The organism is Enterobacter sp. BIDMC93 (assembly GCF_001037805.1).
Taxonomy (GTDB): domain Bacteria; phylum Pseudomonadota; class Gammaproteobacteria; order Enterobacterales; family Enterobacteriaceae; genus Enterobacter; species Enterobacter hormaechei_C.
This window is the reverse complement of sequence record NZ_KQ089962.1, coordinates 3,010,974-3,023,161: the sequence shown is the minus strand read 5'-3', so window position 1 is coordinate 3,023,161 and position 12,188 is coordinate 3,010,974. Positions and strand designations below refer to the sequence as shown.

The 12,188-nt window shown below is 56.1% G+C and carries 10 protein-coding genes; 5 read left to right on the top strand and 5 right to left on the bottom strand.

The window, feature by feature from the left end; all coding sequences use genetic code 11:
* Positions 1-117 precede the first annotated feature (117 nt).
* On the top strand, positions 118-1,023 hold the full coding sequence (locus SK58_RS14080) for a LysR family transcriptional regulator (RefSeq protein WP_003857524.1): 906 nt from the start codon (positions 118-120) through the stop codon (positions 1,021-1,023).
* 350 nt (positions 1,024-1,373) lie between these two features.
* Entirely contained in the window at positions 1,374-1,937 is a 564-nt protein-coding gene (smrA, locus tag SK58_RS14075) for a DNA endonuclease SmrA (protein ID WP_015570640.1), read from the top strand.
* A 32-nt stretch (positions 1,938-1,969) separates the two neighbouring features.
* Here smrA and SK58_RS14070 read toward each other — a convergent pair whose 3' ends face one another.
* Entirely contained in the window at positions 1,970-3,631 is a 1,662-nt protein-coding gene (locus tag SK58_RS14070; RefSeq protein WP_017384568.1) for a methyl-accepting chemotaxis citrate transducer, read from the bottom strand.
* A gap of 145 nt (positions 3,632-3,776) precedes the next feature.
* Here SK58_RS14070 and SK58_RS14065 point away from each other — a divergent pair, with 145 nt between their 5' ends.
* On the top strand, positions 3,777-4,643 hold the full coding sequence (locus SK58_RS14065; protein WP_023296516.1) for an aldo/keto reductase family oxidoreductase: 867 nt from the start codon (positions 3,777-3,779) through the stop codon (positions 4,641-4,643).
* Between the two features lie 46 nt (positions 4,644-4,689).
* Here SK58_RS14065 and SK58_RS14060 read toward each other — a convergent pair whose 3' ends face one another.
* The gene (locus tag SK58_RS14060; RefSeq protein ID WP_003857516.1) at positions 4,690-4,890 is read right to left on the bottom strand and encodes a hypothetical protein; all 201 of its coding nucleotides are present in this window, start codon (positions 4,888-4,890) and stop codon (positions 4,690-4,692) included.
* Between the two features lie 325 nt (positions 4,891-5,215).
* Here SK58_RS14060 and SK58_RS14055 point away from each other — a divergent pair, with 325 nt between their 5' ends.
* Both SK58_RS14055 and SK58_RS14050 read left to right on the top strand, forming a co-directional pair.
* Positions 5,216-5,635, top strand: coding sequence for a translesion error-prone DNA polymerase V autoproteolytic subunit (locus SK58_RS14055; protein WP_003857514.1), 420 nt, complete (start codon positions 5,216-5,218; stop codon positions 5,633-5,635).
* 346 nt (positions 5,636-5,981) lie between these two features.
* Positions 5,982-8,411 (top strand): glucose/quinate/shikimate family membrane-bound PQQ-dependent dehydrogenase, encoded by a 2,430-nt coding sequence (locus tag SK58_RS14050; RefSeq protein ID WP_047726955.1) that lies wholly within the window; start codon positions 5,982-5,984, stop codon positions 8,409-8,411.
* Between the two features lie 86 nt (positions 8,412-8,497).
* On the opposite strand, the gene pqqF is transcribed toward SK58_RS14050, so the two are convergent.
* The 3 genes from pqqF to pqqD are packed head-to-tail and all read right to left on the bottom strand — an operon-like array spanning position 8,498 to position 12,187.
* Positions 8,498-10,774: a pyrroloquinoline quinone biosynthesis protein PqqF gene (gene pqqF / locus SK58_RS14045; protein ID WP_048220128.1), complete on the bottom strand. Its 2,277-nt coding sequence runs from the start codon at positions 10,772-10,774 to the stop codon at positions 8,498-8,500.
* Between the two features lie 5 nt (positions 10,775-10,779).
* Entirely contained in the window at positions 10,780-11,922 is a 1,143-nt protein-coding gene (pqqE, locus tag SK58_RS14040; RefSeq protein ID WP_023296519.1) for a pyrroloquinoline quinone biosynthesis protein PqqE, read from the bottom strand.
* Positions 11,909-12,187, bottom strand: a complete 279-nt coding sequence (pqqD, locus tag SK58_RS14035) for a pyrroloquinoline quinone biosynthesis peptide chaperone PqqD (RefSeq protein WP_003857508.1) — start codon at positions 12,185-12,187, stop codon at positions 11,909-11,911. Before pqqD ends, pqqE begins: the two co-directional genes overlap by 14 nt.
* Position 12,188 lies beyond the last annotated feature (1 nt).

The window sequence follows — 12,188 nt, the reverse complement described above, 5'->3', positions numbered from 1 at the left end:
TATCACTAATCGTTTTTTCACAGTTTTAACCGTTCAGGAATTACCCTCGCACATCCGTTTCCATTAAAGTAGATGACAGTTTCTTTACTCTGATAAACAACGGTTATCGGTCGCGTTATGTCATTTCAGATTAAATTTCATCAAATCAGGGCGTTTGTCGAAGTGGCGCGTCAGGGCAGCATTCGCGGCGCCAGCCGGACGCTTAATCTTTCGCAGCCCGCGCTGACCAAATCCATTAAAGAGCTGGAGGAGGGTATGGCGGCCCAGCTATTTGTGCGCCGGAGTAAAGGCGTCGCGCTGACCGAGTGCGGGGAAGGGTTTTATCACCGCGCTAATTTGATTCTGGAAGAGCTGCGTGCAGCGCAGGATGACATCCGCCAGCGGCAGGGCGAACTTGCCGGGCAGATCAATATTGGGATGGGGGCCAGTATTTCACGCAGCCTGATGCCAGCCGTTATTACGCGTTTTCATGCGCAGCATCCTCAGGTCAACGTCCGGATTATGGAAGGCCAGCTGGTGTCGATGATTAATGAATTACGTCAGGGTGAGCTGGACTTTACCATCAATACCTATTATCAGGGGCCGTACGATCACGAATTTACGTTTGAAAAGCTGTTCGAAAAGCCTTTTGCCGTATTTTGTCGGGCAGGGCATCCGGCGACAGGGGCGACCTCAATTAATGAGCTTCTGCAATATAACTGGACGATGCCTACGCCCCGGGGAAGTTATTATAAACAGTTGCAGGATACTTTTAACCACCGCTCTCAAATACCGCGAATTGGCGTTGTCTGTGAGACCTTTTCCTCCTGTATTAGCCTCGTCGCACAAAGCGATTTCATCAGCATTTTACCGCAGGAGCTGGGCTGCGATCCGCTTCTGGCGCACCGTCTGATAATGCTGCCGGTTGTCGAAACCCTGCCTAAAGCAGCATATTATTTAATTCAGCGTCGTGATTCTCGCCAGACACCGCTTGCCGAATCATTAATCACGCAGTTTCGAAGGGAAGCCAGAAAATTAATTTAATCAAAATAACAACAATAAAAAAATAGAGTCTGTCCGACATCAGACAGACTCCACAGTACACACAGTCGTGCATCCTTTCGCGGATCCTACATGCATTATCCATTGGGCAGGTTTATTAAGTTATAACAGCTTTTTCTTAAAAGAGAAGGACGTTGAGTGATTGATTTCACGATTTTTTAACGTAAATTATTTAATTAATTACGGCTGAAATTTAAGTTAAGGTTAGATTAAATTTATTGCGTCTGCGATTATCTGTTCCTTAAGCCATTATTTGAACCCGTGCCTGGATGATTGAGACCCGCAACGGGCGCAGGTATAGTACATCACTCAGATGTAGCCGGAGGATTTCCATGAACCCTGACGACAAATCCCTTTTTCTTGACGCCATGGAGGATGTCCAGCCGCTCAAACGCTGCGCGGATATTCACTGGCAGCAGAGCCGCAACACGCGGGCGCGTCAGGAAATAGATACTGAGCAGCTCGATAACTTTCTGACGCTGGGGTTTCTGGAACTGTTACCCCTTGCCGAGCCGCTCATGTACCAGCGCGAAGGGGTACAGCAGGGGGTATTTGATAAGCTGCGTTCCGGCAAATATTCCCGTCAGGCCAGCTTAACGCTGTTACGCCAGCCTGCGGAGCAATGCCGCCAGCTGGTCTATTCCTTTATTCGCCAGGCCGGACGTGACGGGCTACGCAACCTGATCATCGTGCATGGTAAAGGGCGTGAACAGCAGTCGCATCCTAACGTGGTGCGCAGCTATCTTGCGCGCTGGCTGACCGAGTTCGACGAAGTACAGGCCTTTTGCGAAGCGCAGCCGCATCACGGCGGCAGCGGAGCATGCTATGTCTCGTTGCGTAAGTCAGAGGATGCGAAGCGAGATAACTGGGAGCGCCACGCCAAGCGCAGCCGCTAATCAGGAGGGCGGGCGAGATGCCCGCCTGTCACTCAGAAGGTTTCCCAGTTCGCGTCAGCTGTATTCGCGCCTGCCGCTGACGGGCGCAGCAGTACGGGCGTTTTCACGTTTTTAGGGCGAGCCGCCAGCGATGCCTGAGCGTTCAGCCGGAATGCCGCCACGGCCTGACGCAGCTGTTCAGACTGATCTTCCAGCGCTGCCGCCGCCGTTGCCGACTCCTGTACCAGCGCGGCGTTTTGCTGCGTGACGCTGTCCATCTGCGAGACCGCCAGGCTGACCTGCTCTATACCGCGGCTCTGCTCGTCAGACGCCGAGGAAATCTCAGCCATAATATCGGTTACGCGCGTCACGGCCGCGACGATCTCTTTCATGGTCGCACCCGCCTCGCTCACCTGTTCCGAGCCGGTATTCACCCGGCTGACAGAGTTCTCGATAAGCCCTTTGATCTCTTTTGCCGCCTGCGCGCTGCGGCTGGCCAGCGTCCGTACTTCACCTGCCACGACCGCAAAGCCGCGACCTTGTTCCCCGGCACGGGCGGCTTCAACCGCCGCGTTGAGCGCCAGAATGTTGGTCTGGAAGGCAATGCTATCGATAACGCCGGTAATATGCGCAATTTGCTGAGAACTGTCGGCAATGTCATTCATGGTACGCACCACGTTATCCACCACCTGACCGCCGCGTGCGGCGGTTTCAGACGCATTCTTCGCCAGCAGCGTCGCCTGACGGGCGTTATCCGAGTTCTGTTTCACCGTGGCAGTCAGCTCTTCCATGCTGGCGGCGGTCTCTTCCAGCGAGGCTGCCTGCTGCTCGGTTCGCGCGGAAAGGTCGTTACTCCCGGCGGCAATTTCTCCTGCGCCCGTGTAGATCGAATCGGTGCTGCCGCGTACGGCGCTGACGGTGCTCACCAGCGACTGCTGCATCTCGTGCAGACCAGCAGCCAGCTGGCCCATCTCGTTGCGCCCGGTAATCGCGACATTTTGCGTCAGATCGCCGCTCGCGATGGTGCGAATATGGTTCATGATGGCGTTGAGCGGTTTCAGGAGCAGGTGCTGTAAACCCTGCCAGATCACCACCAGCACGGCGATCACAGTCAGGAAGATCGCCGCCAGCGTCCACTGCATCTGGGTAAAGCTGCTCTGATTCTCTTCGGCGGCGGCTTTCAGCAGCACGTTGTTTTCAGCGCGCCAGCGGGTATAGACCGCCTCCATCTCATCCTGCGCCTGCTGGGCGTCCAGGTCGCCATAGGCCTGATAGTTATCGGCGCGCAGATACTCAATGGACAAGCGCATCACCTCGTGCATTTGCTTCCAGGCTTTCTGCATCTCTTCGGTGAGCGCGGCATTCTGGCCCTTCACCTGCGAAATCGCCTGCCAGTTTTTGTAATAGTCTTCGGCTTTGGTCAGCGAACCGTTCGCGGTGCCCAACAGCGTGTTGATTGCTGCGAGAGAGGCCGGATCGCGCTGGTTTTTCAGGTAGCGGATCGCCACGCGGGTGACGGTAACGCGCGTTTTCACCAGCGTGTTCACGCTGTCGCTCAGGCTCTCCTGTTGGGCATTGAGTAACCCGGAGTTCTGAAAGTTGTGACGATCGTTGTTAACGGCAGAGTAGAACAACCCTCCCGTGACAACTTGCAGCAGACAGAATATGGTTAGGGCAAAGATAATACCGGTAATCACGTGCAGATTTTTCAGCATGGCGGTCATCCGTAAGAGAAGAGGCAGGGTTACATCAATACTATCGTCGTAGCGAATTTAAACTTTAATTTTACTATTGCTTAACTAATGGTTTCGTTGCGGAACCTGTTGTAAATCCGGATCATTTTTTATGAGGAAGGTCAGCATGAGCAGCATAGATAAAAGCGGAACGTTCACGCTCGGAACGCGTACGGTTAAACGATTTGGCTATGGCGCGATGCAGCTTGCCGGGCCTGGCGTTTTTGGTCCGCCAAAAGACAAAAATGCGGCGCTGGCGGTGCTGCGTGAAGCGGTGGCGTCGGGTGTGAATCACATTGATACTAGCGATTTTTACGGACCTCATGTGACCAACCAGCTTATCTGCGAGGCGCTTCATCCGTACCGGGACGACCTTACGATTGTGACCAAGATCGGAGCCCGACGCGGCGAGGATGCCTCCTGGCTGCCGGCGTTTTCCGCGCAGGAGCTGACGCAGGCGGTGCATGACAACCTGCGTAACCTGAAGCGGGATGTGCTGGACGTGGTTAACCTGCGGATCATGTTTAGCACCCACGGACCGGCGGAAGGCTCGATTGCCGCGCCGCTGAGTACCCTTGCGGAGCTGCAACAGCAGGGGCTGGTTCGCCATATTGGGCTGAGCAACGTCACCGCTTCGCAGGTCGCTGAAGCGCAGAAGATGGTTTCCGTGGTGTGCGTACAGAACATGTACAACGTTGTGAATCGCGGTGACGATGCGCTGGTCGATTCACTGGCGCAGCAGGGGATTGCCTGGGTGCCGTTCTTCCCGCTGGGAGGTTTCACGCCACTGCAATCTTCCGGACTACAGGCGGTGGCGGATTCACTGGGCGCGACGCCGATGCAGGTGGCGCTGGCATGGCTGCTGCAACGCTCGCCAAATATCCTCTTGATCCCGGGAACCTCGTCGGTGGCGCATCTGCGTGAAAACCTGGCGGCAGCCGATCTGGTATTGCCGCCTGAGGCGCTGGAGACGTTAAATTCGCTGGTGGGGTAATCCCGATGGCAGCAAAAGCCCGGAGGATTTTTCGGGCTTTTGCTGTTTATGATCCAATCTGACTTCTTTGGCGGTGAAGCGCTAATGCTTCCGCCACGATTTCCTGCTTACTTTTCCGTGTTTCATACGCAGTAATGCGGATGTACTCCATCAGCGCAGGATCGATGCGCGCGCTTAACATCCTGAGTTCGGCCTCCTTTGCGACACCGCGAGCAACACGCTTATCGGGATAATCACGGGCGGGCATAGAAAACGTCCTCCAAAAATTGTCTTGTTAATTTGTGCTGTAAAATATGCGCCAGTCTAAATAGAAAGTCAATGGATAGTGATTGTGCAGTGAAGCTAAGTTGTGTTTTGTGTATTTAGAAGTCATTAGTAAGTGATTTGATAGTGATGTTTTATGACGCGTTAAGCTTGCCCATACGTAAAAATTTACAAAGCAAATAATCTTCATTGCTATAGGGGGTTATAAGCGAAGCGGTTAAGGCGTAGCCAGCCGCTTACGCTGACATGGCTTGATCGATACCTCAGTTAAAACTACTGTATATAAAAACAGTATGGAGGTATTTATCATGATCTTTTTCAGACCCGCAGAGTTGCGTGAAATCGTTGCTATTCCACTTTTCAGCGACTTAGTACAGTGCGGCTTCCCCAGCCCGGCAGCGGATTATGTAGAGCGGCGTATCGATTTAAACGAGTTATTAGTCGCCCATCCCAGCTCCACTTACTTTGTCAAAGCCGCCGGTGACTCGATGATAGAAGGGGGGATCAATAACGGTGATTTGCTGGTGGTGGACAGTTCCCGCAAGCCTGAGCATGGCGATATCGTGATTGCGGCGGTAGAGGGCGAATTTACCGTGAAGCGCCTCCAGTTGCGTCCCAATATTCAACTCAACCCCATGAACAGCGCCTATTCACCGATTATTGTCGGCAGCGACGATACGCTCGATATCTTTGGTGTAGTGACGTATATCGTGAAATCCGCGAGCTGATCGTGTTTGTGAAGCTTAATTAATAGGCAATAAGTTAATTCTCATCATGCAAAAATCTTACGTTATCGGGGCTGTCTTGTCGGCAAACCTGATATTCATCGCATAAGCCGGAACTGACTGGTCAAATATTCTGGTATTGGCGAATTACAGAGTGATATCCCATTTTTTTATTTTGTTATGTTCCTGCACTTTAGTGAATTTTCTTTTCTTCCGACAGAATACATTTTGTCTACATTATAATTTTAATTTATGATTCGCACACGAACAATTGATGTTATGCAGGGTTTTAGCATCGTGGCAGTCAATAAAACCCTGCTGTTATAAAGTAATCAGGAGATTCATTTTTATGTCAGACAATAATCCCCGCCCATCCGGCTGGTTAGGCCCGTGGTGCCTGCTGGTGGGTGTGATACTTCTTGTAACGGGGCTCTTTTTTGCCATCGGCGGTTTTAAACTGGTTTCCCTGGGGGGGAGTTGGTATTTTCTCATCGCCGGGGTTATCACTCTGCTCTCTGCGATTCAGTTCTTCCGCCGCAAGTCCTCTGCCGTGGGGCTGTTTGCCCTGGTGTTTCTTGGCACCCTGATTTGGGCATTTTTCGATGCCGGGCTCGACTTCTGGCCGCTGGTTTCCCGTTTAATGGTACCCGCCGGGCTGATGGTGCTGGCAGCCGCCACCTGGCCTGCATTGCGTAAACGTGAAGGAAAACCGTCCTGCGCAAAAGGGGCCCTGGGGGTCTGCGCGGTCCTTATTGTCGCCATGGGCGTCACCTTTGTTCAGATGTTTCAACCCCATCCGACCGTGCCGTTTAGCGGTGAAAAACGCCCGCTGGTGCCGGTAAAAGATGATGCGAAACAGCAGAACTGGGATCACTACGGTAATACGGCTGGCGGTAGTCGCTTTGTGGCGCTGGACCAGATAACCCGTGACAACGTGAAAAACCTGAAACCGGTCTGGACCTACCATACCGGTGACGTACCGGAAAGTCCGGACGGCAATGGCGCAGAAGATCAGCAAACGCCGCTACAGGTTGGCGATCGTGTCTTCCTCTGTACGCCGCATAACAACGTGATCGCCGTGGATGCCGATAGCGGGAAAGAGATCTGGAAAGCGGAAATCAACGCCAGGTCTGCAATCTGGATGCGCTGCCGTGGCCTGGCGTACTTTGATGCCACTAAACCGCTGGCGCAGCCAACGGTAGCCGGCTCCACGCCGGTTCTGCCAGCGCAGGTCGCACCGGGCGCTGCATGCCAGCGCCGTATCCTGATGAACACCATCGACGGTAAGCTGATCGCGTTAGACGCCGATAACGGCAAGTTCTGCCCGGACTTCGGTACTAACGGCAGCGTTAATCTGCATGAAGGGATGGGCGACGCGTCAGATCCCACCTACGTGCTGACGTCGGCCCCGACGCTGGCGGGTACGACGGTTGTCGTTGGCGGCCGCGTTGCGGATAACGTCAGCACCGATATGCCGGGAGGCGTTATACGTGGTTATGACGTGATCACCGGCCAGCTGCGCTGGGCGTTCGACCCGCGTAATCCGGATCCGAACTATGTTCTGAAGCCGGGCGAACACTACAAACGTAGCTCTGCAAACTCCTGGGCCCCTATGTCCTGGGATGCGTCGATGAATACCGTGTTTATCCCGATGGGAAGTTCCTCTGTCGACCTGTGGGGCGCTGACCGTATTCCGGAAGATCACAAATACGCCACCTCAATCCTCGCGCTGGATGCGACTACCGGGAAAGAGAAGTGGGTATACCAGACCGTGCATAACGACCTCTGGGATTTCGATATCCCGATGCAGCCGAGCCTGGTTGATTTCCCGACGAAAGAGGGCAACAAGCCCGCGGTGGTGGTGGGCACCAAAGCGGGGCAAATTTACGTTCTTGATCGCCTGACGGGTAAACCGCTCACTGAAGTGAAAGAGGTTCCGGTAAAACCAGCGGATATTCCACGTGAACAGTACCCGGCAACGCAGCCGCGCTCTGTGGGAATGCCGCAGATTGGCGCGGAAACCCTGAAAGAATCGGATATGTGGGGGGCGACACCGTTTGACCAGCTGGCCTGCCGTATCAGCTTCAAATCAATGCGTTATGACGGTCTGTACACGATGCCGGGAACCGATATTTCCCTGAGCTTCCCGGGCTCGCTGGGGGGAATGAACTGGGGCAGCTTGTCCACCGATCCGAACAACCAGTACATCTTCGTCAACGATATGCGTCTGGGTCTGTGGGTCCAGCTGATTAAACAAGATCCGCAGAGCGCGGTGGCAAACACAGGCGGTGAAGCCGTGAACGCCGGGATGGGCGCCGTTCCGATGAAAGGAACGCCGTATTCGGTCAACAAAAACCGTTTCATGTCACCGCTGGGCATTCCGTGCCAGAAACCACCGTTTGGCTCCCTCTCCGCCATTGACCTGAAAACGCAGAAAATCGTCTGGCAGGTGCCGGTCGGTACCGTTCAGGATACCGGTCCGTTTGGGGTAAAAATGCGTATGCAGATGCCTGTCGGTATGCCGACGCTGGGCGGTACGCTGGCCACGCAGGGCGGTCTGGTCTTCATTGCGGGAACCCAGGATTACTACCTGCGCGCCTTTGATTCCTCTACGGGGGAAGAAGTGTGGAAAGCGCGTCTCCCGGTGGGTAGCCAGGGCGGACCTGTCAGCTATGTATCACCGAAAACCGGCAAACAGTACATTCTGATCTCTGCCGGCGGTGCACGCCAGTCGCCGGATCGTGGTGACTACGTGATTGCCTACGCGCTGGATAAATAACAGCGAAATAAGCAGCCCGGCCCCGTCTTAGTACGGGGCTTTTTTTTGACTAAAAACCACGCACAGGAAGAAAGCGGCGGTTCCGGTCAGCCCGTGAAAAGCACCCGCCAGCGTCGGCGACGGCGAGTCATTTCGCGCCATAGCGCGATTATCTCGTCAGGTTGCAGGGCATCAATAGCCTGCGGCGTTAACACCGGCAAACCATAGCGCTGGCGCAGGGCGGCCACTGCCGTGGCGCTGGCATCCATCGGTGAGCGGATCTGCGTCGCCAGCTGCTGTCGCAACACGCTGAACGCTGCCTCATCGCACGGCGTCAGCTCACGCAAAAATCGTTTGCAGCAACCCAACAGGTTCACGGGAGAACGGTCAGGCGACTGTAACGCCAGCAGCAGGCCATCGCGATCGGCAATACGCTGATAACGACAGCTGACCACGTAGCCAATCTGCTGTTCCACGCGCAGGCGCTGGAAAAATTGCGGTTCGCAGCATAACGCCAGCAGCCGCAGCGCGGCGAGCGACGCGCCCGGCGGCAGGGGAATAAACACCAGCAGCGCCGAATCCGCGCTGGCGTGCGGGATGTGTTCGATCCCGCCGGGACAACCGCTTAACGACAACGGCTCAGCGTTAACCGGTGCCCGGAGCAGGCCAAGCTGCCGGGCTAATCCGTGCGCGTGTCCGGCGCTGCCGCCAACTAACGCCGCCAGCCAGCCGTCCCGTGGCGGGTCCGATGCCAGACGTTCAGGCAATTGCTGAAGCAGCTCACGGATGGCAATGCCTTCTGGCGCTGGCGTAATCGCCGGAGCGGGGTGGGAGAGGCGATCGATTATCGCCCCGATGATGGGTTCCGCCGTCACCATGGCGTCAGGAAGCCGCAGGGTGAGCTGCCAGCTACCGTCAACCATTTGCCACTCGCCGCTGCCGTCGATATGGCGCAGTTCAGCAAGAAGAGGGCGTAACTGTTTGCCCATCGCCACCCCCTGTGACCTGTCCACGCGCGAATAAAAAGGCCTGCGCAGGATCAGCGTCGGCGGTTGTGTCTGCGCCGTCAAATGCAGCAGCGGAGCGGCTTCTGACGCCGGGGCTGGCGCAGCATACCTGGCAGTCTGCGGGTAGAAGGAAAACGCGATGGGGCTATCATCTGCAACCGGCTGGCGACGCCAATGGCTAAGCGGCAGGGCAAAACCCTGGCTGGCAATAATTTCAGCGGTTTCCATTTTTTTGCAGGCCAGATACGAGACTGGCGCCGCCAGTAAGTCAGCACAGAAGGCGGAAAAACCTACGGGCGCCGCGCCGGGCGCAAAACCAAATGCCCGCTGGCGCAGCTGCTCCAGCGTCGGCAGGGCGCTGAAACGCTGCTGTGTCAGCCGATAATAATGCCGCTGCTGCTCATCCGTCGTTTGCTGTAGCGCCCGTAGCCAGTGGGTAATATGCGGGTCAATGTCCTCGGGCCGTTCGCTATCAACCGTTAGCGCCAGCCAGCCGTAATCGTCATCCTGATAAAGCCAGTTCAGGGCTACCTCTTCTGCCAGCCCGCGCGCCCGTAGCCCGGCAATCAGGCTTCCGGGGGCGTCGTCCAGTAAAAACTCCCGAAATAAAGTGACGTTGTCACTTTTTCGGATTAACGGACAACGCCACAGTGCGGGTCGCTCCGTCACCGCCAGCTGATAATCTGCTTCAGCGCTAAGACGCAACGGGGGAGCGGTTTCAGGCATGCCTCCTGACGCAAAACCTGACGCAAACGTATGGGCAAGCTCGGCCAGCACATCCAGCGTTTGCGGCCCTTGCAGCCACAATTGCAGGTGTCCTGCCACATAATAGCGACGATGAAAGTCGCGCAACGCGGTTTGCAGCGATACCGGGTCCTGCCCGAGAGACTCCTTGCTACCCACCTGAAAACGGCGAAAAACCGCGGGTTCTTCCATCGCGTGGCGCGCCGCCGCTTCGCGCCTGGCGGAATCATGTTGCTGGATGAGCCGGTTTTCCGCATCAATGACCGCCACTTCGCGCTGTATGTCATGCGGTGAAAGCAGCGGCGCCAGCAACATATCCCGCAGCCGCGCGACGCCGTCGGACAGGTTATCGGCGGCAACGTCGAAGAAAAAAGCGCTGTGGCGAGCCAGCGTGGTGGCATTGACGCTGCCGCCCTGGCGCTGGACCCAGGCCATGAGTCGATCATCGCCCTGATAGCGCTGGCTACCGCGGAACAGCAGGTGCTCAAGCAAATGCGCAAGACCGGCGAAGCGCGGTGGTTCGTGATGGCTTCCGGCACTCACGCGCGCCAGCGCCGCCGCGCGTGTCGCCTGCGGCTGATGCACCAGCGTTGCGCGTAAACCGCCTGCCAGTTCCACGATGCGGGTGGTCATTATCGTTACAGTTCCCGGGTTTTGTAGATAAGCTGAGAACGGGTACGGTTGCGGAACTGAAGCTGACCGATCTTCATATCACTACAGGCTGCTTCGCGTCGCGCCTCGAGGATTTTATGATGATGCGGCGATTTGCTGCACACCGGATCGGCGTTATCCGCATTCCCGGTGAGCATAAAGGCCTGGCAGCGGCAGCCGCCGAAGTCCTTCTCCTTTTCATCGCAGGAGCGGCACGGCTCCGGCATCCAGTCAAACCCGCGATAGCGGTTGAAGCCGAAAGAGTCATACCAGATGGATTCCAGACTCTGCTCAAGCACCGACGGGAAATCCACCGGCAGCTGGCGCGCGCTGTGGCAGGGCAGCGCCGTGCCTTCCGGGGTCACGCTGAGGAAAATCGACCCCCAGCCGCCCATACAACCTTTTGGCCGCTCTTCGTAATAATCGGGGGTGACGAACAGCAGGTTGGTCAGATTGCCGCTGGCGGCCATTTTTTGCCGATATTCGGCAACCACGCGTTCCGCGCGGGCGATCTGTTCCCGCGTCGGCAGAAGCCCCTGACGGTTAAGGAACGCCCAACCGTAGAACTGGCAGGTGGCAAGTTCGACGTCGTCGGCGTCCAGTTCGATGCACAGCTCGATGATTTTATCGATCTGATCGATATTGTGCCGGTGCAGGACGAAATTCAGCACCATCGGGTAATCGCGGGCTTTGACCGCTCTGGCCATCGCCAGCTTCTGCTGGAAGGCTTTTTTGTTCCCCGCCAGCGCAGCGTTGAGCACTTCATCGCTGGCCTGAAAGCTAATCTGGATATGGTCCAGACCGGCCTCGCTGAACGCGTCGAGCTTGCTTTCCGTCAGGCCAATTCCCGAGGTGATCAGGTTGGTATAAAAACCGAGATCGCGAGCGGCGCGGATCAGCTCCGGCAGATCTTTACGCGTCAACGGTTCGCCGCCGGAAAAACCTATCTGCACGCTGCCCATCGCCCGCGCCTGGCGGAAAACCTCAATCCACTGTTCGGTGGTCAGCTCCTGATCCTGCCGGGCGAAGTCCAGCGGGTTAGAGCAATAAGGACACTGTAGCGGACAGCGATAGGTCAGCTCCGCCAGCAGCCACAGCGGTGGATTGACGGCGGGTTTATTCTGGCTCACGGAAAATAATCCACTTCTGTTGATAAGCGATTTGCAGGAATTCTACGACGTCGTCATCCACGCCGCCGGCTTCCGGGAACCGTTCGTTGAGTATGGCAATGATGGCCGCCGCGTCGCGTTGGCCATCGACCAGTTCGAGGATCGCGGCCGCGGTCTCATTGAGTTTAGCCATGCCTTCCGGATAGAGGATGACATGGCTGTCCTGAGCGGCTTCCCATTGCAGGCGATAGCCGCGACGAAAGGCGACGATGGAGTTTTTTTGCATG